Annotated in this window: 16 protein-coding genes, 1 tRNA gene and 1 pseudogene; 13 read left to right on the top strand and 5 right to left on the bottom strand. The window is 70.8% G+C overall.

Going from position 1 to position 20,627, the window contains the following annotated elements; all coding sequences use genetic code 11:
• Positions 1–48: 48 nt before the first annotated feature.
• The 9 genes and pseudogenes from pstS to rnt form a co-directional block, all read left to right on the top strand.
• Positions 49–1,140, top strand: a pseudogene (pstS, locus tag ABKA19_RS12820) (phosphate ABC transporter substrate-binding protein PstS); the annotation flags it as partial.
• Positions 1,141–1,278: 138 nt separating this feature from the next.
• Complete coding sequence (gene pstC / locus ABKA19_RS12815; RefSeq protein ID WP_162378336.1) at positions 1,279–2,253, top strand: phosphate ABC transporter permease subunit PstC; 975 nt, start codon at positions 1,279–1,281, stop codon at positions 2,251–2,253.
• Complete coding sequence (pstA, locus tag ABKA19_RS12810) at positions 2,253–3,152, top strand: phosphate ABC transporter permease PstA (protein ID WP_353689225.1); 900 nt, start codon at positions 2,253–2,255, stop codon at positions 3,150–3,152. Before pstC ends, pstA begins: the two co-directional genes overlap by 1 nt.
• Positions 3,145–3,999, top strand: coding sequence for a phosphate ABC transporter ATP-binding protein PstB (gene pstB / locus ABKA19_RS12805; protein WP_374317595.1), 855 nt, complete (start codon positions 3,145–3,147; stop codon positions 3,997–3,999). The genes pstA and pstB overlap by 8 nt, the downstream gene beginning before the upstream one ends.
• Before the next feature lie 127 nt (positions 4,000–4,126).
• Positions 4,127–4,843: a phosphate signaling complex protein PhoU gene (gene phoU, locus ABKA19_RS12800; protein WP_353689224.1), complete on the top strand. Its 717-nt coding sequence runs from the start codon at positions 4,127–4,129 to the stop codon at positions 4,841–4,843.
• A 131-nt stretch (positions 4,844–4,974) separates the two neighbouring features.
• The gene (locus ABKA19_RS12795) at positions 4,975–5,385 is read left to right on the top strand and encodes an HvfA family oxazolone/thioamide-modified RiPP metallophore (protein ID WP_353689223.1); all 411 of its coding nucleotides are present in this window, start codon (positions 4,975–4,977) and stop codon (positions 5,383–5,385) included.
• 103 nt (positions 5,386–5,488) lie between these two features.
• Positions 5,489–6,352 carry an HvfB family MNIO-type RiPP peptide maturase gene (locus tag ABKA19_RS12790; RefSeq protein WP_353689222.1) on the top strand — a complete coding sequence of 288 codons (864 nt, stop codon included), beginning with the start codon at positions 5,489–5,491 and terminating at the stop codon, positions 6,350–6,352.
• On the top strand, positions 6,345–7,091 hold the full coding sequence (locus ABKA19_RS12785; protein ID WP_353689221.1) for an HvfC family RiPP maturation protein: 747 nt from the start codon (positions 6,345–6,347) through the stop codon (positions 7,089–7,091). The genes ABKA19_RS12790 and ABKA19_RS12785 overlap by 8 nt, the downstream gene beginning before the upstream one ends.
• Before the next feature lie 98 nt (positions 7,092–7,189).
• On the top strand, positions 7,190–7,786 hold the full coding sequence (gene rnt / locus ABKA19_RS12780; protein WP_502945798.1) for a ribonuclease T: 597 nt from the start codon (positions 7,190–7,192) through the stop codon (positions 7,784–7,786).
• Positions 7,787–7,792: 6 nt separating this feature from the next.
• On the opposite strand, the gene ABKA19_RS12775 is transcribed toward rnt, so the two are convergent.
• From ABKA19_RS12775 to rnr, 4 genes are all read right to left on the bottom strand, one after another.
• Positions 7,793–10,837: a diguanylate cyclase gene (locus ABKA19_RS12775; RefSeq protein WP_502945784.1), complete on the bottom strand. Its 3,045-nt coding sequence runs from the start codon at positions 10,835–10,837 to the stop codon at positions 7,793–7,795.
• Between the two features lie 41 nt (positions 10,838–10,878).
• Positions 10,879–11,625, bottom strand: a complete 747-nt coding sequence (gene rlmB, locus ABKA19_RS12770; RefSeq protein WP_353689218.1) for a 23S rRNA (guanosine(2251)-2'-O)-methyltransferase RlmB — start codon at positions 11,623–11,625, stop codon at positions 10,879–10,881.
• Positions 11,626–11,691: 66 nt separating this feature from the next.
• Positions 11,692–12,180 carry a GFA family protein gene (locus tag ABKA19_RS12765; RefSeq protein ID WP_353689217.1) on the bottom strand — a complete coding sequence of 163 codons (489 nt, stop codon included), beginning with the start codon at positions 12,178–12,180 and terminating at the stop codon, positions 11,692–11,694.
• Positions 12,181–12,186: 6 nt separating this feature from the next.
• Complete coding sequence (gene rnr / locus ABKA19_RS12760) at positions 12,187–14,499, bottom strand: ribonuclease R (protein ID WP_353689216.1); 2,313 nt, start codon at positions 14,497–14,499, stop codon at positions 12,187–12,189.
• Between the two features lie 250 nt (positions 14,500–14,749).
• On the opposite strand from rnr, the gene ABKA19_RS12755 reads away from it, so the two are divergent.
• From ABKA19_RS12755 to ABKA19_RS12740, 4 genes are all read left to right on the top strand, one after another.
• Positions 14,750–14,834, top strand: a tRNA-Leu gene (locus tag ABKA19_RS12755).
• A 128-nt stretch (positions 14,835–14,962) separates the two neighbouring features.
• The gene (locus tag ABKA19_RS12750) at positions 14,963–16,780 is read left to right on the top strand and encodes an SLC13 family permease (RefSeq protein ID WP_162378326.1); all 1,818 of its coding nucleotides are present in this window, start codon (positions 14,963–14,965) and stop codon (positions 16,778–16,780) included.
• Between the two features lie 53 nt (positions 16,781–16,833).
• A complete protein-coding gene (parC, locus tag ABKA19_RS12745) occupies positions 16,834–19,080 on the top strand; it encodes a DNA topoisomerase IV subunit A (RefSeq protein ID WP_353689215.1) in 2,247 nt (748 codons plus the stop codon).
• Between the two features lie 206 nt (positions 19,081–19,286).
• Positions 19,287–19,943, top strand: coding sequence for a thiopurine S-methyltransferase (locus tag ABKA19_RS12740; RefSeq protein WP_353689214.1), 657 nt, complete (start codon positions 19,287–19,289; stop codon positions 19,941–19,943).
• A gap of 78 nt (positions 19,944–20,021) precedes the next feature.
• Here ABKA19_RS12740 and bfr read toward each other — a convergent pair whose 3' ends face one another.
• The gene (bfr, locus tag ABKA19_RS12735; RefSeq protein WP_162378323.1) at positions 20,022–20,513 is read right to left on the bottom strand and encodes a bacterioferritin; all 492 of its coding nucleotides are present in this window, start codon (positions 20,511–20,513) and stop codon (positions 20,022–20,024) included.
• Positions 20,514–20,627: the final 114 nt, after the last annotated feature.

The following is a 20,627-nucleotide window of genomic DNA, read 5'->3' as shown; positions in this document are numbered from 1 at the left end:
TTCATGTGCCCATCCGCCGGCCCGCCGGCCCAGCCCAGAAACGAGCCCATGAAGCCCTTCCCGCTCCGCCCCCTCGTCCTGTCCCTGGCCGCCAGCCTCGCCCTGGCCGCGTGCTCTGCCGGCGGCGACGCCGACAACGCCGCCACCGCACCGGCCACGCAAGGCGCCGACGCGCCGGCGGCCGGCGAGCAGGTGGCCGCGCAGATCTCCGGCGCCGGCGCGTCGTTCATCTACCCGCTCGTGTCCAAGTGGTCGGCCGACTACAACGCGGCCACCGGCAACAAGGTCAATTACCAGTCGATCGGCTCCGGGGGCGGCATCGCCCAGATCAAGGCGGGTACGGTGGACTTCGGTTCCTCCGACAAGCCGCTGCCGAGCGACGAGCTGGCGGCCGCGGGCCTGGGCCAGTTCCCGTCGGCCATCGGCGGCGTGGTGCCGGTATTCAACCTCGAAGGCATCCAGCCCGGCCAGTTGCGCCTGACCGGCCCGCTGCTGGCCGACATCTTCCTCGGCAAGGTCGCCATGTGGAACGACCCGGCCATCGCCGCGGCCAACCCGGGCGTCGCGCTGCCTGCCGAGAAGATCACCCTGGTGCACCGTTCCGACGGTTCCGGCACCACCTTCAACTTCAGCAACTACCTGTCCAAGGTCAGCGGCGAGTGGAAGGAGAAGGTCGGCGAAGGCACCTCGCTGCAATGGCCGGCCGGCGTCGGCGGCAAGGGCAACGAGGGCGTCGCCGCCTACGTCCAGCAGATCAAGGGCGGCATCGGCTACGTCGAGCTCGCCTATGCGCTGCAGAACGCCATGCCCTACGCTTCCCTGCAGAACGCGGCCGGCCAGTGGGTGCAGCCCAACGCGGACACCTTCGCGGCCGCGGCCGCCAGCGCCGACTGGACCAGCGCCAAGGACTTCAACCTGGTGATCACCAATGCGCCGGGCGAGCAGGCGTGGCCGATCACCGCCACCAACTTCATGCTGATGCCCAAGCAGCCGAAGGATCCGGCACGCAGCCAGGCCACGCTCGCCTTCTTCAAGTGGGCCTTCGAGCAGGGCCAGCCGCAGGCACAGGCACTGCACTACGTGCCGCTGCCGCCGGAGCTGGTGCAGCAGATCGAGGCCTATGGGGCTGCCGAGTTCAAGTACCGGGACAGATCCGGGGCGGCTTCGACGGAAGCCGCCCCTCCACGCGCCGCGGAGCCGGCGGTCCGCACTCCCTCCCACCGGACCGCCGCGCTCCGCCGCTTCCCGCAGCGACGCCCGCCCCGCGCCGAAGACCCGATGAACACGACGACATTCGAAGCTGCACCGGCCGCCCCCGCCGGGCGCGACCTGCGCGACGCCCGCAACGACCGGCTGTTCCGCTACGCGCTGGTGGCATGCGTGGTGTTCGTCCTGGTCGCGCTGGCCAGCGCCGCCCTGTCGATGCTCTGGGGTGGTCGCCACGCCCTGGAGATGCAGGGCCTGAGTTTCTTCTATTCGGCCGAGTGGAACCCCGTCGAGAACAAGTTCGGCGCGCTGGCGCCGATCTACGGCACCCTGGTCACCGCCCTGATCGCGATGGTGATCGCCGTCCCGGTCAGCTTCGGCATCGCCTTCTTCCTCACCGAAGTGGCGCCTCGCTGGCTGCGCGGCCCCGTCGGCACCGCGATCGAGCTGCTCGCGGGCATCCCCTCGATCATCTACGGCATGTGGGGCCTGTTCGTGCTCGTGCCGGTGATGACGGAGTACGTGACCCCGTTCCTCAACGACACCCTGGGTGAATGGCCGCTCGTCGGCCCGTTGTTCCAGGGCCCGCCGCTCGGCATCGGCATGCTCACCGCCGGTTTCGTGCTGGCGATCATGGTGATCCCGTTCATTTCCTCGGTGATGCGCGAGGTGTTCCTGACTGTGCCCACGCGCCTGAAGGAGTCGGCCTATGCACTCGGCTCGACCCGCTGGGAAGTGAGCTGGGACATCGTCCTGCCGTATACCCGCTCGGCGGTGATCGGCGGCATCTTCCTCGGCCTGGGCCGCGCCCTGGGCGAAACCATGGCGGTGGCGTTCGTGATCGGCAACAGCGTGCGCCTGTCGCCGTCGCTGCTCGAGCCGGGCACCACCATCGCCGCGCTGATCGCTAACGACTTCGGCGAGGCGACCGAAACCTACCGCTCCGCGCTGCTGCTGCTGGGCTTCGTCCTCTTCATCGTCACCTTCGTGGTGCTGGCCATCGCCCGCCTGATGCTGATGCAGCTCTCGCGCCGGGAGGGCAACTGATGGCCGCCCCCGCCGCTTCCGCTTCCGCTTCCGCTTCCGCTTCCGTTGCCGGGCGCCTGTACCTGAAGCGTCGCATTGTCAACGTGCTGGCGCTGGTGCTGTCCTGCGCCACCGCGTTGTTCGGCCTGTTCTTCCTGGGCTGGATCCTGTGGACCCTGGTGGCCAAGGGCATCGCCGGGATCGACTGGAACCTGTTCACCCGGATGACGCCGCCGCCGATGGAAGAAGGCGGCCTGGCCAACGCGTTCTTCGGCAGCGCGGTGATGTGCGTGCTGGCCATCGCCATCGGCACGCCGCTGGGGATCGCCGCGGGCACGTGGCTTGCCGAGTACGGCAACGCGCGCAAGGCGGGCACGGTGGTGCGCTTCGTCAACGACATCCTGCTGTCGGCGCCGTCGATCGTGCTTGGCCTGTTCGTCTACACCCTGTACGTGATGCAGACCGGCGGCAACTTCTCCGCGTTCGCCGGCGCGCTCGCGCTGGCGTTCATCGTGCTGCCGGTGGTGGTGCGCACCACCGACGAGATGCTGCGCCTGGTCCCGGTGCAGATGCGCGAGGCGGCGCTGTCGCTGGGCATCCCGCAGTGGAAGGTGACCGTCCAGGTGCTGTACCGCAGCGCCTCGGCCGGCATCGTCACCGGCGTGCTCCTGGCCCTGGCCCGCATCTCCGGCGAGACCGCGCCGCTGCTATTCACCGCGTTCGGCAACCAGTACTGGAACACGAACATCTTCCAGCCGATGGCGTCGGTGCCGGTGGTGATGAACCAGTTCGCGGCCAGCCCCTACGAGTCCTGGCAGGTACTGGCCTGGGCCGGCGCGCTGGTACTGACCGTTTTCGTGCTGCTGGTCAGCCTCGGCGCTCGCGCCCTGCTGTTGCGCAACAGGATCACCCATGACTGACCTTTCCCGGAACCCGGCCATGACCGACCACGCCTCCGCCGCACCGATGCAGCGCATCGCGGTGACCGCACACGCCGAGCCGGCCACCGCCGCGCCGGTCAAGCTCGCCGCGCGCGGCCTGGACTTCTATTACGACAAGTTCCACGCGCTCAAGGGCATCAACCTGGAAATACCCGAGAAGCGGGTGACCGCGCTGATCGGTCCCTCCGGCTGCGGCAAGTCCACCCTGCTGCGCATCTTCAACCGCATCTACGCGCTGTATCCCAAGCTCGAGGCGCGCGGCGAAGTGCTGCTGGACGGGGAGAACATCCTCTCGCACAAGTATCCGATGAACCGGCTGCGCTCCAAGGTCGGCATGGTGTTCCAGAAGCCGGTGCCGTTCCCGATGACCATCTTCGAGAACGTGGCCTACGGCATCCGCCACCACGAGAAGCTGTCCAGGGGCGAGATGGCCGACCGCGTCGAGCACGCGCTGCGCCAGGGTGCGCTGTGGGACGAGGTCAAGGACAAGCTGGGCCAGAGCGCACTGGGCCTGTCCGGCGGCCAGCAGCAGCGCCTGTGCATCGCGCGCGCCGTGGCGCTGCGCCCGGACGTACTGCTGCTGGACGAGCCGACCTCGGCGCTGGATCCGATCTCGACCAGCCGCATCGAGCAGCTGGTCGAGGAGCTGAAGAAGGACTACACGATCGTGATCGTGACCCACAACATGCAGCAGGCCGCGCGCGTGTCCGACTACACCGCCTTCATGTACCTGGGCGACCTGATCGAGCACGACCGCACCCAGGTGATCTTCTCCAGTCCCTCCAGGCAGCAGACCGAGGACTACATCACCGGACGGTTCGGTTGAGGCGCGCCGCGCGGCACCGCCGCGCGACGTGCCCAACGCCCGGCCGTCGATCGCCGGGCCGGGCGATCCGGAGCCTGCGCCGTCGCGCCAGGGACGGCCACCACAACCCAACGATGCGGACAACACCATGACCACGACCCCTCCCCACGAGCACATCGTCAAGAGCTACGACGAGGAGCAGCGCCACCTGGTCGAGGAAATCGTGCAGATGGGCCACGTCGCCGTGGTCCAGCTCGAAGCCGCGCTGGACGTGGTCGACCGCCGCGACGACAGCGCCGCGCGCCGGATCGTCGCCAACGACGAGTCCATCGACGCGGCCGAACGCCGGATCAGCCACGACGTGATGCTGCTGGCGCTGCGCGGACCGATGGCGCGCGACCTGCGCGAGATCCTCGCCGGCCTGCGCATCCCGGCGGACATCGAGCGCATCGGCGACTACGCCGCCAACGTTGCCAAGCGCTCGATCGCGCTCAACGCCGCGCCCCCGCTCCCCCACACCTCCGGCCTCCGTGCCCTGGGCATGCTGGCCGCCGGCCAGGTCCGGCTGGCGCTGCGCGCCTACCAGACCAGCGACAGCGAGCTCGCCCTGCAGGTCCGCGAGAACGACGCACGGCTGGACGAGCAGTACACCGCGCTGTTCCGCGAACTGCTGACCTACATGATGGAGGACCCGCGCAACATCACTCCGTGCACGCACCTGCTGTTCATGGCCAAGAACCTGGAGCGGATCGGCGACCACGCCACCAACATCGCCGAGAACGTGTGGTTCCTGGTCCATGGCGAACAGCCGCTGCCGCCCCGCGAGAAGCGCGACGACACCAGCACCACCGTCAGTGCGCCCTGAGCCGCCGCCCGGGCGCCGCCTTCCCCGGCGCCGGGCCCGCCACGCCGTGATAACGAACCGGGGGTAGACTTGGGGACCCCCCGGCGGCGGGCGCGCCGCTTCCCGCGCCCCAGACTTCACGGAGCACAGCCATGTCCAAGCAGAAACCCGCCGCCATCGCGCTCGGTACCGCGCTCGCCGGCCTGACCTTCACCGGCGCCGCCTTCGCCATGGAGCCGCTGGCGCAGGGCTACATGCTCGCCGCCGGCGAGACCGCGAAGGCGCAGGAAGGCAAGTGCGGCGAGGGCAAGTGCGGCATGGACAAGGTCGACGCCGACAAGGACGGGCGCGTGTCGCAGGCCGAGTTCGTCGCCGCCCACCCCGCCAAGGCCGACCAGTTCGCGAAGATCGACGCCAACCAGGACGGCTTCATCGACGAGGCCGAGCGCAAGGCGCACCACGCCGCCAAGGGCGCCGAAGGCAAGTGCGGCGAGAAGAAGGCCGGCGAAGGCAAGTGCGGGGAAGGCAAGTGCGGCGAGGGCAAGTGCGGCGGCGCGGCATAGGCGCCAGTCCTCGATGCGAGCCACTCACGGGAGCCCGCACATCCAGGTGCGGGTCATCAAGGGATCGGATTCCTTTGCCTGGTGGGACTGCTCCTGACCTCCGATGACTTTGCCTGACGCCAGCGCTGGCCTGGGCCTGCGGCGCGCGATGCTCGACGAGCTCCGCGCCGCACCGGCAGGCGCGTTCGATTTCCTCGAATGCGCGCCGGACAACTGGATCGGCGTCGGCGGGCGGCTGGGGGAGGCGCTGGACGAGCTGTCCGATCGCCATCCCCTTACCTGCCACGGACTGTCCTTGTCGCTGGGCGGGACCGAACCGCTGGACGACGTGTTCCTGGGCCGGACCCGCCGGTTCCTCGACCGCCACCGGGTGCGCCTGTACAGCGAACACCTGAGCTGCTGCACCGACGACGGCCACCTCTACGACCTGATGCCGATCCCGTTCACCGACGAAGCGGTGGCCCATGTCGCCGCGCGGATACGCCAGGTGCAGGACGCGCTCGGCCGCCGCATCGCGGTGGAGAACGTCTCGTACTACGCCGCCCATCCACAACCCGCCGGGACGCAGGCGATGGACGAGGCCACGTTCGTCGCCGCTGTGCTCGCGGAAGCCGGCTGCGACCTGCTGCTCGACGTGAACAACGTCTACGTCAACGCGGTCAACCACGGCTACGACCCGCACGCGTTCCTGGCGCGCATGCCCGGCGACCGGATCGCCTCCTACCACGTCGCCGGCCATTACGACGAAGCCGTGGACCTGAAGGTCGACACGCACGGGGCGCCGGTGAAGGGCGATGTGTGGGACCTGCTCGCCGAGGCCTACCGCCTGCACGGCGTGCGCCCCACCCTGCTCGAGCGCGACTTCAACCTGCCGCCGCTGGCGGTGCTGCTGGAAGAGGTCGAACGCATCCGCCAGCTGCAGCAGGCGGCCGCCTCCGGCGTGGCGACGGGCAGGCTCCATGCCTGACCTGCGCCAGCAGCAGTCCGCCTTCGCCGCGCACCTGCGCGATCCGGCCGCGAATCCGCCGCCCCCGGGGATCGAGCCGCGGCGCATGGCCATCTACCGCGACCTGTTCTTCAACAACATCGCCGGCCTGCTCGCCGCGAATTTCCCGGTGATCCGGCGCACGCTCGGCGAGGACGCCTGGCGGGCCCTGGTACGCCGCTTCTACTCCACGCACCGCAGCCGCACGCCGCTGTTCCCGGAGCTGGCGCGCGAGTTCATCCGCTTCCTCGAGCAAACCCCCGATCCTGGCGATCCACCGTGGCTGCGGGAACTGGCGCATTACGAGTGGATCGAGCTGGCGGTGCAGATCGACGACAGCCCGGTGCCGGCGCATGACCCGGCGGGCGACCTGCTGGACGGCATCCCGGTGCTGTCGCCCTGGATGCGCGCGCTGGCCTACGACTGGCCCGTGCACACGATCGGCCCGGACCACGTTCCGCCCGCGGCGCCGGCCGCACCGACCCTGCTCCTGGTCCGGCGCGACGGCGATGGTAGCGCGCGTTTCGCCGCGATATCGCCGCTGGTGTACCGCCTGCTGGAGCTGCTCGGCGAAGGCGGCCACAGCGGCCGCGCCCGGCTGCAGGCGCTCGCGGCCGATGCCGGCGTCGATGCGGATGCCGGGTTCCTCGCGCAGGGCGCGGCGATGCTCGAGCGGATGCGCGCGGAAGGCACCATCAAGGGCACCGTGCCGCGCGCCTGATCCGTCGGCCACGCGCGCTCTGCTACCCTTCGCGCATGAGCGACGCCGATCTGGAAGATCCCTCCCGCGCCGAACCGCCCGCCGCGCCGCCCGGCGCGATGGCCCGCCGCTTCCGCGGCTTCCTGCCCGTGGTCGTGGACGTGGAGACCGGCGGCTTCGACTGGAACCGGCACGCCCTGCTGGAAATGGCCGCCGTGCCGATCGAGCTCGACGAGCAGGGGCTGTTCGTGCCCGGGCAGACCGCGAGCGCGCACTTCATCCCCGCGCCCGGCACCGAGATCGACCCGAAGTCGCTGGAGATCACCGGCATCGACCTCGACCACCCGTTCCGGCTGGCCAAGCCCGAGCGCGACGCGCTCGGCCACGTGTTCAACCAGGTCCGCGCCGCGGTGCGCCGCCACGGTTGCCAGCGCGCGATCCTGGTCGGCCACAACGCCCACTTCGACCTCAACTTCGTCAACGCCGCGGTGGCGCGCACCGGCCACAAGCGCAACCCGTTCCACCCGTTCAGCGTGTTCGATACGGTCACCCTGTCCGGCATCGCCTACGGCCAGACCGTGCTCGCGCGCGCGATGCACGCCGCCGGCTTCGACTGGAACGCCGAGGATGCGCACTCGGCGGTGTACGACGCCGAACAGACCGCGCGGCTGTTCTGCCGCATCGCCAACGCCTGGCCGTCGCCACTGCAGGGCTGAGCGCCTTCAACCGGCCTGCAGGCGGTCGCGGCCTTCGTCCTTGGCCCGGTACAGGGCCGCGTCGGCGCGTTCGAGCAGCGAAGCGGCGGTGTCGGTCGGCCGGCAGGCGACCACGCCCAGGCTGAAGGTGACCCGCAGGCCCTCGATGCCCGCCCACCCCACCCGCTCGCGGAAGGTCGAATGCAGGCGCCCGCAGACCAGCAGCGCCTCGTCCAGCAGCGTGTCCGGCAGCAGCACCGCGAACTCTTCGCCGCCCAGCCGCGCGAGCAAATCGCAGGCGCGACTCTCGGCGGCGAGCACCTGCGCGGCCTCGCGCAGCACCGCATCGCCCACGCTGTGCGACCAGGTGTCGTTGATCCGCTTGAAGTGGTCGATGTCGAGCAGGGCCAGGCACAGCGGATGGCCGCCGCGACGGACCAGGGCCAGGTCGCGGGCCAGCACTTCGTCGAAGTGGCGGCGGTTGGGCAGCCCGGTCAGCGCGTCTTCGCGCGCCTGGCGGCCGTAGGCCTCGGCCTGCTCGCGCAGTTTCTCCAGCAGTTCGCTGCGCTCGCGGTCGGCGGCCACCAGCCGTTCGGCCTGGGCCTGCAGGTCGGCGGTGCGCTCCCGGACCAGGCGCTCGAGGCGGCGGTTGCGCGCGTGGTAGCGGCGCAGGCGCCAGCGGTACAGCGCGAACAGGCCACCCAGCACCGCCAGTGCCGCCAGCAGCCGCACGTACGGGCGCTGCCACCACATCGGACGCACGCTGAAGCTCCAGCGCGCCGGCCGCGGACTCCAGGCCCCGTCCGGATGTGCGGCGTCCACCTCGAGGGTGTAGTCGCCGGGCGGCAGGCCGATGAACTCGACATTGCGCTGGGTGCCGCGCTCGATCCAGTCGCTGTCCAGGCCCAGCAGGCGCGTGCGATAGCGGATACGCTCGGGCAGCAGGTAGCTGAGACCCGCGTAGCTGACGGCGATGCGGCCGCCACCGGCGAGCGCGTGCCGGGTGGTCCAGTCCACCGGCTGCCCGTCGCGATGGACCGATTCGATCACCGCCGGCGGCGGCTGGCGATCCAGGTAACGCGGCAGGCGCGCCGGATCGGCGCGCGCCACGCCGGCGGCCGTGGCCAACCACAGCGTGCCATCCCGGCGCAGGATCGCCGGCGGCGAGGAGCTGCCGTTGCCCTGCGCGCTGGGCAGGCCGTCGATCTCGGTATGCAGGCGCGCGCGCGGCAGCATCGGCAGGCGGCCGTCCGCGACCAGTTGCAGCGCATCCATCGGCACGCGGATCACCCCGCGATTGCTGCTCAGCCAGGCCTCGCCCTGGCGGTCGGGGACCAGCTGGAACACCGCGTCCACCGGCAAGCCTTGCTCCAGTCCCACGCGCGAGACCCGTCCATCGCGGTAGCGGTACAGGCCGCGATCGGTGGAGATCCATACCGCATCGTCCACCTGGCGGAACCCGAACACCGAGCGCGCGCCGCCGCCGGCCGCGTCCAGGTCGATCTTCTCGACCCGGCCGCCACGCAGCACGCTGGCGCCCTCCACCGAGCCGATCCACAGGTCGGCACCGATGCCCGCCAGCGCGGTCACCAGCCCCTGCGGCAACCCCGGCACCGCGGGCGGCGGCTGCACGCCGTCGGCACCGGCCTCCGCGTCGATCCTGACCACCCCGCGCCGACTGCCGATCCAGACCGTGCCGTCGGCGGTGACGCCGATCGCGCGCACGTGCCCGCTGGGCAGGCCATCGGCCTGGGTGTAGTGGCGCAGCAATCCATCGCCGCGCACGCGGTAGACACCGTCGGCGAAGGTGCCGACCCACAGGTCGCCGGTAGTGCCCTCGGCCAGGCTGAGCACCGAAGGTTCCTCGCCGCCGGCTCCCGGCAAGGCCACGTGGTCGAAGCGGCCGTCCCCGGACTGCCGGTCCAGGCCGCCGCCATTGCCCACCCACAGCACGCCATCGCGATCCTCCAGCACCGCGCGCACGTAGTCGCTGGCGAGTCCGTCGCGCCGCGTGAAGCCGGTGAACAGCGTCTCGCGCAGGCGGAACAGGCCGCCGTTGGCGCCGACCCAGATGCTGCCCTCGGCATCCTCCAGCAGGCTGGCGATGCGCCCCCGCGGCAGCACGCCTCCCGGCGGCAGCCAGTCCGCGCCCCTGCCGTCGATGCGGGCGATGCCCCGGTTCTCGGTGCCGACCCACAGCGCGCCGCTGCGGTCGACCAGCATCGTGGTGACGTGGCCCGAGTCGGGCAGCGCGTGCGCGGCGACGATGCGATCGCCATCCACCCGGAACAGCGCGCCTTCCGCTGCGAGCCAGACCGTGCCATCCGGCGCCAGGTAAGGCCAGACCAGGCCCGCCGGCAGGCCCTCGCCCCGGCCGAAACGGTGCCACGTGCCCGCGGCATCGAGCATCACCAGGCCATCGAGCGTGCCGATCCAGACCCGTCCGCGCGCATCGACCGCCATGTGCGGGAAGCTGGCCCGCAGCGGAATCCCGGCCGGGGGCGGGATGTACGCGAGGCGGCCATCCGGCTCCACCCGGCCCAGTCCATGGCCTTCGAACAGCAGCCACATGCGCCCCTGCCCGTCCATCGCCATGTCGTGGACCAGCGCCTGCGGCCATTGCGGCATGCGCTCGACGTAGGCCCAGCGACCGTCCGCCTCCAGCCGCCCGACATTGCCGCGCGAATCGCTGATCCACAGCCGGCCGCGCGGATCCACGTACAACGCACCGACGCCGTTGTCGCGCAGGGCCTGCTCGCTGCCGCGGTCGAACACGGTGAACGCCACGCCGTTGTAGCGGACCACGCCTTCCCAGGTCGCGAACCACAGGTAGCCATCCGGGGTCTGCGCGATGTCGCGCAGGGAGTTGTGCGGCAGCCCGTTGCGCGTGGTCCAGGCATCGATGGCGTAGTCGCGCAATGCCGGCGCATGTGGCGCCCCACTGCCGGCGGCCGCCGCAGCCGCAAGCCAGGGCAGCGAGGCAAGCAGCAACGCCACCACGAAGCGCCAGGCCCGCACCCTCCGGCGCCGTCCCGCCGGCCGCGACCGGCATCCCGCTTCCGAGTCCGACATTCCCGCTCCCCCGAGCCGCGAGCCCCCGCGCCGCACGGCCGTCAGGCGCGCTGGCGCACCGCCTCGAACAGGCAGACGCCGGCGGCCACCGACACGTTCAGGCTTTCGATGTCGCCCGGCATCGGGATGCGCACCAGCCCGTCGCAGTGCTCGCGGGTCAGCCGGCGCAGGCCTTCGGCCTCGCCGCCCAGGACCAGGGCCACGTTGCCCTTCAGGTCCAGCGAATAGAGCGATGGCTCCGCCTCGCCGGCCAGGCCGTAGATCCACACGCCCAGCTTCTGCAGCTCGCGCAGCGTGCGTGACAGGTTGGTCACGGACACCACCGGCAGCCGGTCGGCCGCACCGGCCGATGTCTTGCGCACGGTGGCGTTCACCGGGGCGGACTTGTCCTTGGGAATCACCACCGCGGTCGCGCCGGCGGCCGCGGCGCTGCGCAGGCAGGCGCCGAGGTTGTGCGGATCCTGCACGCCATCGAGCACCAGCAGCAGCGCCTTGCCCGCGGCGGCCTCGACCAGGCCGGCCAGCTCGTGCTCGTCCCAGGTCTTCGCCGCGGCATAGCGCGCGGCCACGCCTTGGTGGCGGACGCTGCCGCCGATGCCGTCCAGGGCCTGGGTGGCGACCTTGCGTACGTCGATGCCGCGGCGCCGCGCCTGCTCTTCGATCTCGACCAACCGCGGGTTGCGCGCACCGGACTCGACCAGCACCTCGCGCACGTGCTCGGCGTCGTTCTCGACGGCCGAGGCCACCGCATTGACGCCGACGATCCACTGGTTCTGCTTGCTGCTCATGCGCGGGGCCGCCGAAGGGAAGCCGGCATTATCGCATCCGGGAGCCGGCACGAGCCGGCCTCGCGTTCACGCCCCGGTGCGCGGCGGCCAGTGTCCGGTGTCGTGGTCCGGATGCTGGAAGGACACGATCCGCGACAGGAAGTCCGCGACCGCCTCGTCCTCCTCGGTGCGACGGGCCGGCAGGGCGGACAGCCCCTGGACATACGGCAGGCGACCCTCGATCCCGTACTGGATCCATGGCGCCAGCCCCGCCGGGTCGTCGAACGCGCCGGCGGCCAGCGCCACGCCATCGGGGGCCTCGTAGGTCAGCGGGGTCCCGCAGTCGCCGCAGAACCCGCGCCGGACCAGGTTCGAGGACTGGAACCGCTTCGGCTCGCCGCGGGTCCATTCCAGCCGCGCGCCGCGGGTGGACACCAGCGGCGCGTAGTAGGCGCCGAACGCCTTCTGGCACATCCGGCAATGGCAGATCGAGGCGTCGTCCAGCGGGCCGGTGACGCGGAAGCGCACCGCCCCGCACTGGCAGCCCCCCGTATGCACCGCCGGTTCGCTGGCCACGGCGACTCAGTACTTCTGCTTGGTCCGCTTCGCCGGCTGCCCGCGCGGCGGCAGCGGCGGCAGGCCGGTGTCGCGCTCCTTGTCCTCGACCAGGCGGAAGTCGATCTTGCGCTCCTCCAGGCTGGCCTTGAGCACGATGATCCGGACCCGGTCGCCGAGCCGGAACTGCATGCCGCGGCGTTCGCCGGACAGGGTCTTCCGCACCGGGTCGAAGTGGTAGTAATCGTGCGGCAGCTGGGTGACGTGGACCAGGCCGTTGACCTTGGACTGGTCCAGCTCGACGAACAGGCCGAAGCTGGTCACGCCGCTGATCACGCCGTCGAACTGGCCGCCGACGTGCTGCTCCATCCAGGCGGCGCGGTAGCGCTCGTCCACCTCGCGCTCGGCCTCGTCGGCGCGGCGTTCGCGCTCGGAGCACTGCAGCGCCAGACCCGCCATGTCGCGCGGCGCGTAAAGGAAAGCGTCCGGCTTCCGCCTCGACAGCGCGTGCTTGATCGCGCGGTGCACCAGCAGGTCCGGGTAGCGGCGGATCGGCGAAGTGAAGTGCGCATACGCCTCCAGCGCCAGGCCGAAATGGCCCGCGTTGTCCGGCGAGTAGACCGCCAGGCTCTGGCTGCGCAGCAGCACCGACTCCAGCAGTGCCGCGTCGGGGCGCTCGCGGACCTTCTTCAACAGGCGGGTGTAGTCGCCGGGCTGGACCTTGCCCCATGGGGGCAGGCTGAGCTTGAATTCCTTGAGGAACTCGAGCAGGTCCGCGTACTTGCCTTCCGGGGGCTTCTCGTGGATGCGGTAAGGCGCCGGCACGCCGGCCTTGATCAGGTGCCGCGCCGCCTCGACGTTGGCGGCGATCATGCATTCCTCGATCAGCTTGTGCGCGTCGTTGCGCACCAGCATGCCGGCCTGGGTGACCTCGCCGCGGTTGTCCAGGACGAAGCGGACCTCGGAGGTCTCGAACTCGATCGCGCCGCGCTTCGCGCGCGCCTTGGCCAGGACCTGGTAGAGCTGGTGCAGGCGCTCGACGTGCGGCAGCACCGGCGCGATCTCGGCACGGGCGTCGTCGTCATCCTCGCCCACCGCCTTCCACACCTGAGTGTAGGTCAGGCGCGCATGCGAGTTCATCACCGCCTCGTAGAACTTCGACCGCGTGACCTGGCCGTCGTGGTCGACCTGCATGTCGCAGACGAAGCACATGCGGTCGACGCGCGGGTTCAGCGAGCAGATCCCGTTGGACAGCGTCTCCGGCAGCATCGGCACGACGAAGCCGGGGAAGTAGACCGAGGTGGCGCGCTTCTGCGCCTCGTCGTCGAGCGGCGTGCCCGGCCGCACGTAGTGCGACACGTCGGCGATGGCCACCACCAGGCGGAAGCCATGCCTGTTGGCCTCGCAGTAGACCGCGTCGTCGAAGTCCTTGGCGTCCTCGCCGTCGATCGTCACCAGCGGGGTGGCGCGCAGGTCCACGCGGTCGCCGACCATCGACGGCTCGACGGTCAACGGCACCGCCGTGGCTTCGTCCAGCACCTCCGGCGGGAACTCGTGCGGCAGGTTGTGGCCGTGGATCGCCGCCTCGACCACCAGCGACGGGGTCAGGCTGTCGCCGAGCACCGCGATCACCTTGCCGATCGGCGGACGCCGCGCGTCGGGGGCCTGGACCAGTTCGCAGACCACCAGCTGGCCGTCGCGCGCGCCGCCGGTGGCGTCCTGCGGCACCTGGATGTTGCGCTGCAGGCGCTTGTCGTCCGGAACCACGAAACTGATCCCGGCCTCGGTGCCGAAGCTGCCGATCAGGCGGCTGATGCCGCGCTCGAGCACGCGCGCGATGCTGCCCTCGCGGCGTCCGCTGCGGTCGATGCCGGTGACATTGGCCAGCACGCGGTCGCCGTGCATGGCCTTGCGCATCTCGTACGGCGGCAGGAACAGGTCGTCGCCGCCGCCGGCATCCGGGCGCAGGAAGCCGAAGCCGTTGGGATTAGCGATCACCGTGCCGGGGATCAGGTTGGTGTGTTCGACCGGGGCGAAACCGCCGCGGCGGTTCTGCACCAGCTGGCCGTCGCGGACCATCGCGCCCAGGCGCTTGCCCAGCGCGTCGAAGCGGTCCTCCGCGGTCAGGCCGAGGGTCTGCGCCAGCTCCTCGGCGGTCTGCGGCCCGCCTGCGTCCTCCAGGGCGGCGAGGATCGCCTCGCGGCTGGCGATGGGGTTGGCGTAGCGCTCGGCCTCGCGCGCCGCATGCGGGTCATGGTGCCTCTTGCGGGGCGCCGCCTGGTGCGCGGTCCCGGCCGGGGCTGGCGGCCGGCCGCCAGCCCGTGGCGGCGGCTCCGGCATCCACGGCGGCAGCTTGCGTGACGCCGCGGGTTTGCCTGGGGTCTTCTTCGTCCGTGACGCGTCCCCGCCAGCCCTGCCGGGGCCGGCGTCCTTGCGGCCTGAGCCGCCCGCGGCCTTCCCGCCGCGCTTGCCTGTGTTTTTCATGCGCGGATCGTACACCCCACCCGGCTCACGGCCGCGTGCAGGCATGCGGGCGCCAACGGGGCGTTGACAAGATTTCGGCCACCCTCCAGAATGCGCGGCCTCACCTGCCCAGGTGGCGGAATTGGTAGACGCACTAGTTTCAGGTACTAGCGGGTAAAACCGTGGAGGTTCGAGTCCTCTCCTGGGCACCAGACATCGCAGGCACGCCTGCCTGAAGACCCCCGCCAGACGCGGGGGTTTTTCTTTTCCGGCCGCCAACGCAGGCCCGTGCCCTCCCACCGGCTACGATGCGGATCGGTCACCGGACGCCCCGCCGCGCATGGATACGCAACAGATCCTCTTCCTGGCCATCCTCGCCACCACCCTCGCGCTGTTCATCAGCGGCCGGATGCGCGTGGACGTGGTCGCGGTCCTGGCCCTGCTCGCGCTGGCGCTCACCGGCATCCTCGATGCGAAGCAGGCCCTGGCCGGGTTCTCCAGCGAGCCGGCGATCATCGTCGCGGCGGTGTTCGTGCTTTCGGCCGGGCTGGCCGCCACCGGGATCACCGACCGCATCGGCGCGGCGATCGGCCGGGCCGCCGGTGGCAGCGAGTGGCGCACGGTCGCGGTGGTGATGCCCGCGACCGCAGCGCTGGCCGCCTTCTCGCACCACCTGATGGTGACCGCGATGATGCTGCCGATCCTGATGCGCCTGGCGCGCGAGCAGAAGCTGGCGGCCTCGCGGCTGCTGATGCCGATGTCGCTGGCCGCCTCGCTGGGCACCACCCTGACCCTGTTCAGCGCGCCCGCCTTCCTGCTGGCCAGCGACCTGCTCAAGCGCGACGGCGGCGCCGGGCTGGACATCTTCGCCATCACTCCGATCGGCGCGGTGCTGGTCCTGCTCGGCACGGCCTACATGCTGCTGGGCCGCTGGCTCCTGCCGCGGCGCATGGGCGAATCGCCGCAGGGCGACTACCTGCGCCTGGAGCGCTACTACACCGAACTGCTGGTCGAGCCGGACTCGCCCTGGGTCGGCCGCACACGGCAACAGTTCGAGGACGCCTTCGCCGAGCGCCTGCAGGTGGTGGACTGGCTGCGCCACGGCATGCGCCGCCGGCAGCAGGCCGGCGACCGGCCGCTGGCGGCCGGCGATGTCCTGCTGGTCCGCGCCTCACCCGACGAGATCGCCTCGATCAAGGACGAGCCAGGGCTGGCCCTGCACGCGGTCGCCAAGTACGGCGACAAGCCGCGCGAGGACCCCGAGACCGAAGTGCTGGGCGAGGAACGCCTGGTCCAGGCGGTGGTCGCCCCGAATTCGGAGTTCATCGGCCGCAGCGTGGCCGGGATCGACTTCCTGCGCACCCTGGGCGTGGTAGTGGTCGGCCTGTGGCGGCGCGAGGGCTGGCTGCACGGCGAGCTGTCGGAGATGCGGCTCGAGGAAGGCGACCTCCTGGTGCTGTGGGGCCGCGAGCAGGACCTGCAGCCGCTGGCCGCGCACCACGGCTTCCTGATGCTGATGCCGTTCCAGGGCCAGCAGAAGAGCCGGCGGCGTGCGCCGATGGCGCTGGCGATCATGGCCGCCACCGTCGCCGCGGCCGCCACCGAACTGCTGCCGCCGCAGATCGCCTTCCTGGCCGGCGCGGCGGCGATGGTGCTGACCCGCTGCGTGGCGATCGAACAGGCCTATGCGCAGATCGACGTGCGCATCTTCGTGATGATCGCCGGCGTGATCCCGCTGGGGATCGCGATGGAGCAGACCGGCACGGCCGCACTGGTGGCGCAGTTCCTGCTCGCCCATTCCGCCGAGTGGCCGGTTTTCGTCCTGCTGCTGGTGATGTTCGGCACCGCGGCGCTGCTGACCCAGATACTGTCCGACGCCGCGACCACGGTATTGCTGGCGCCGATCGCGCTGGCGCTCGCGCATGGCCTGGACCTGCCGCCCACGCCGTTCGTGGTGTGCACGGCGATGGGCGCCGTGGCCTCGTTCCTGACCCCGATCGGCCACCACGGCAACCTGCTGATCCTCAATCCCGGCCAGTACACCTTCGGCGACTTCCTGCGCGTGGGCATCCCGCTGACCATCGCCATCGCCCTGGCCACCGCCTGGATGGCGCGCGCGCTCTGGCTGGGCGGCCCGCTGCTGCCCTGGGCGGGCTGATCCGGGGGCAGGCGGACGGGTAGAATCGTGGCCTGTCCCCCGCAGTGCCCGCAATGACCGAGACCATCCGCCCCACCTTCCACGGCTTCGAACAGATCCCGCTGCGCGAGTACGCCGAGCGCGCCTACCTGGATTACTCGATGTACGTGGTGCTGGACCGCGCCCTGCCCTTCGTCGGCGACGGGCTCAAGCCGGTGCAGCGGCGCATCGTCTATTCGATGAGCGAGCTCGGCCTGAACGCGGCGGCCAAGCCGAAGAAGTCCGCGCGCACCGTCGGCGACGTGATCGGCAAGTACCACCCGCACGGCGACAGCGCCTGCTACGAGGCGCTGGTGCTGATGGCCCAGCCGTTCTCCTACCGCTACCCGCTGATCGAGGGCCAGGGCAACTTCGGCTCCACCGACGACCCCAAGTCGTTCGCGGCCATGCGCTACACCGAATCCAGGCTCACCCCGATCGCCGAGGTCCTGCTCGGCGAACTGGGCCAGGGCACGGTCGACTGGGTGCCCAACTTCGACGGCACCCTCGAGGAGCCGAGCTGGATGCCGGCGCGGCTGCCGCACCTGCTGCTCAACGGCACCACCGGCATTGCCGTGGGCATGGCCACCGACGTGCCGCCGCACAACCTCAACGAGGTGGTCAGCGCCTGCGTGCGCCTGCTCGACGACCCCGACGCCACCGTCGCCGACCTGTGCGAGCACGTGCGCGGGCCGGACTATCCCACCGCCGCCGAGATCATCACCCCGGCGACCGACCTGCGCACGATGTACGAGACCGGCAACGGCAGCGTCCGCGCCCGCGCGACCTGGCTCAAGGAAGGCACCGGCAACTTCGTGGTCACCGCCCTGCCCTACCAGGTGTCGCCGTCGAAGGTGATCGAGCAGATCGCCGCGCAGATGCGCGCCAAGAAGCTGCCATGGCTGGAAGACATCCGCGACGAATCCGACCACGCCAACCCGGTCCGGGTGGTGCTGGTGCCGCGCTCCAACCGGGTCGACGCCGAGCAGCTGATGGGCCACCTGTTCGCCACCACCGACCTGGAGAAGAGCTACCGGGTCAACCTGAACGTGATCGGCCTGGACGGGAAGCCGGCGGTCAAGAACCTCAAGGCGATGCTGGACGAGTGGCTGGTGTTCCGCACCGACACCGTGGCCCGCCGCCTCAAGCACCGCCAGGAGAAGGTCGAGCGCCGCCTGCACCTGCTGGAAGGCCTGCTGGTCGCCTTCCTCAACCTGGACGAGGTGATCCGCATCATCCGCACCGAGGACGAGCCACGGGCCGCGCTGATCGCGCGCTTCGCCCTGTCCGAGGAGCAGGCCGACTACATCCTGGAGACCCGGCTGCGGCAGCTGGCGCGACTGGAGGAAATGAAGATCCGCGGCGAGCAGGACGAGCTGGCGAAGGAACTGGAGCGCATCGTCGCCATCCTCGGCAGCAAGGCCAAGCTCAAGAAGCTGGTCAAGGACGAACTGCTGGCGGACGCGAAGAAGTTCGGCGACGAGCGCAGCTCGCCGCTGGTCCAGCGCGGCGCCGCGCAGGCGATCGACGAGACCGAGCTGGTGCCCAGCGAGCCGATGACCGTGGTGCTGTCGGAGAAGGGCTGGATCCGCGCGGCCAAGGGCCATGATGTCGATGCCGCCGGGCTGTCGTACCGCGAAGGCGACAGCCTGCTGGGCGCGGTGAAGAGCCGCAGCACCCAGCAGGTGGCGTTCCTGGACTCGACCGGCCGCAGCTACTCGACCGCGGTGCACACCCTGCCGTCGGCGCGCGGCAACGGCGAGCCGCTGACCGGCCGCTTCTCACCGGCCGCGGGCGCCTCGTTCCAGGCGCTGGCCAGCGGCGACAACGACACCCGTTTCGTGCTGGCCTCCTCGCACGGTTACGGCTTCGTCACCCGTTTCGAGAACCTGACCGGCCGCAACAAGGCCGGCAAGGCGATGCTCAACCTGACCCCGAACGCGCGCGTGTTGCAGCCGGCGGCGGTGGCCAGCGTCGAGACCGACCGGATCGTGGCGGTGACCAGCGCCGGCCACCTGCTGGCCATCGCCGCGAGCGACCTGCCGGAGCTGGACAAGGGCAAGGGCAACAAGCTGATCGACATCCCCAAGGCCAAGCTCGGCACCGAGCGCGTGGTCGCGGTGGCCGCGGTGGCACCGGGACAGAAGCTGCAGGTGCTCAGCGGGCAGCGCACGATGACGCTGTCGTTCAAGGAACTGGACGAGTACCTGGGGGCGCGGGCAACGCGGGGCGGCCTGCTGCCGAGGGGCTGGCAAAAGGTGGATAGCCTCGCTGTCGAGTGATCCGTTGATGCCGCAGCGCGCGGCGGCGCGTCAGAAGCCGTCGCAACCGACTCGCGCAGGGGCGCGGCAGAAGGTGGATGGACTGGCGGTCGAGTGACTTGCGTAGAGCGGGGCTTGCCCCGCCGCGCAGGTGCCGCAATCAGGCAGGAAGAAGCGGGGCGAGCCCCGCTCTACGGGCACCGGCGGTGCCTGCACCGGAGTGACGGATGGACGCTGATTTCTGGCTGCAACGCTGGCGGGAAGGCCAGATCGGATTCCATCGCGGCGAAGTGATGCCGCTGCTGGAGCAGTACTGGCCCTCGCTCGCCGTACCGGCCGGCAGCCGCGTGTTCGTGCCGCTGGCGGGCAAGACGCTGGACATGCACTGGCTGGCCGCCCAGGGCCTGCAGGTGCTGGGTTGCGAACTGTCGCCGCTGGCGGTGGAGGCGTTCTTCGCCGAGGCCGGCATCACCCCGCAGGTCCAGCGTGACGCCGACGGACTGCACCATCGGGCTGGCGCCATCGACCTGGTCCAGGGCGACGTGTTCGCGTTGCGCGAGCAAACGCTGGCGACGATGGATGCGTTCTACGACCGCGCCGCGCTGATCGCGCTGCCGGCCGGCATGCGCCGGCGCTACGTGGACGAGGTCTACGGCAGGCTGCCGGCGGGTTGTCGCGGCCTGCTGATCACCCTGGAATACCCGCCCGGCGAGAAGGACGGCCCGCCGTTCCCGGTTCCCGAGGCGGACGTGCATGCGCTGTTCGCGCCGCACTGGGACGTCGAACGACTCACCCGGCGCGACATCCTCGCCAGCGAACCGCGCTTCATCGCCGAGGGCGTGACCGCGCTTGCGACCGCCGCGTACCGGCTGCAGCGGCGCTGACCGCCGGTCGCCGCCGGCTGCGCCGCGACCGGCACCGGCAGGGGCAGCGGGGCGAGCCCCGCTCTACGGAAAAGCGGCTCAGCCGTGCGGTGGCGCGCCGTCGCCGCCGATCTTCGACAGCTGGTAGTTCTCCAGGCCGATGCGCTTGATCAGGCCCAGCTGCTGCTCCAGCCACCAGGCGTGGTCTTCCTCGGTGTCCTTGAGCTGGGCCAGCAACATGTCGCGGCTGACGTAGTCCTGCTTCTGCTCGCACAGCTTCATCGCCGCGGCCAGGTTGGCCCGCACCTGGTACTCCACCCTGAGGTCGGCCTCGAGCATCTCCACCACGGTCGTGCCCGGGGTGAACGCATGCGGGCGCATGTCCGGGTCGCCTTCCAGGAACAGGATCCGGCGCAGGATCGCGTCGGCATGCTCGGTCTCTTCCTGCATCTCGTGGCCGATGCGCTCGTAAAGCGCCTTCAGGCCCTGGTCCTCGTAGCGCCGCGAATGCAGGAAATACTGGTCGCGCGCGGCCAGCTCGCCGCGCAGCAGCTCTTTCAGGCAGTCGATGACTTCGGGATGGCCTTTCATGGGTCGGTGCTCCGGACTGGCTTGCGGGGCGCAGTGTGCCGCAAGCCGGCGGCCGGTGTTCCAATCGGAATCAGTCGCATTGGGCCGCGGCCGCCACGCCGCGGCATGGAATAA

Origin of the sequence: Pseudoxanthomonas sp. Soil82, assembly GCF_040446535.1 — a bacterium.
Lineage (GTDB): Bacteria > Pseudomonadota > Gammaproteobacteria > Xanthomonadales > Xanthomonadaceae > Pseudoxanthomonas > Pseudoxanthomonas kaohsiungensis.
Note: the sequence above shows the minus strand (reverse complement) of the source record. Positions and strands in the feature narration are given on the sequence as shown.

Coding starts and splice junctions, on each gene's coding strand:
- bfr (WP_162378323.1), bottom strand. CDS start 20,513: ATGAAAGGCCATCCCGAAGTCATCGACTGCCTGAAAGAGCTGCTGCGC.
- phoU (WP_353689224.1), top strand. CDS start 4,127: ATGACCACGACCCCTCCCCACGAGCACATCGTCAAGAGCTACGACGAG.
- pstA (WP_353689225.1), top strand. CDS start 2,253: ATGGCCGCCCCCGCCGCTTCCGCTTCCGCTTCCGCTTCCGCTTCCGTT.
- ABKA19_RS12740 (WP_353689214.1), top strand. CDS start 19,287: ATGGACGCTGATTTCTGGCTGCAACGCTGGCGGGAAGGCCAGATCGGA.
- ABKA19_RS12795 (WP_353689223.1), top strand. CDS start 4,975: ATGTCCAAGCAGAAACCCGCCGCCATCGCGCTCGGTACCGCGCTCGCC.
- rnr (WP_353689216.1), bottom strand. CDS start 14,499: ATGCCGGAGCCGCCGCCACGGGCTGGCGGCCGGCCGCCAGCCCCGGCC.
- ABKA19_RS12750 (WP_162378326.1), top strand. CDS start 14,963: ATGGATACGCAACAGATCCTCTTCCTGGCCATCCTCGCCACCACCCTC.
- parC (WP_353689215.1), top strand. CDS start 16,834: ATGACCGAGACCATCCGCCCCACCTTCCACGGCTTCGAACAGATCCCG.
- pstB (WP_374317595.1), top strand. CDS start 3,145: ATGACTGACCTTTCCCGGAACCCGGCCATGACCGACCACGCCTCCGCC.
- rnt (WP_502945798.1), top strand. CDS start 7,190: ATGGCCCGCCGCTTCCGCGGCTTCCTGCCCGTGGTCGTGGACGTGGAG.
- ABKA19_RS12785 (WP_353689221.1), top strand. CDS start 6,345: ATGCCTGACCTGCGCCAGCAGCAGTCCGCCTTCGCCGCGCACCTGCGC.
- pstC (WP_162378336.1), top strand. CDS start 1,279: ATGAACACGACGACATTCGAAGCTGCACCGGCCGCCCCCGCCGGGCGC.
- ABKA19_RS12790 (WP_353689222.1), top strand. CDS start 5,489: ATGACTTTGCCTGACGCCAGCGCTGGCCTGGGCCTGCGGCGCGCGATG.
- rlmB (WP_353689218.1), bottom strand. CDS start 11,625: ATGAGCAGCAAGCAGAACCAGTGGATCGTCGGCGTCAATGCGGTGGCC.
- ABKA19_RS12775 (WP_502945784.1), bottom strand. CDS start 10,837: ATGTCGGACTCGGAAGCGGGATGCCGGTCGCGGCCGGCGGGACGGCGC.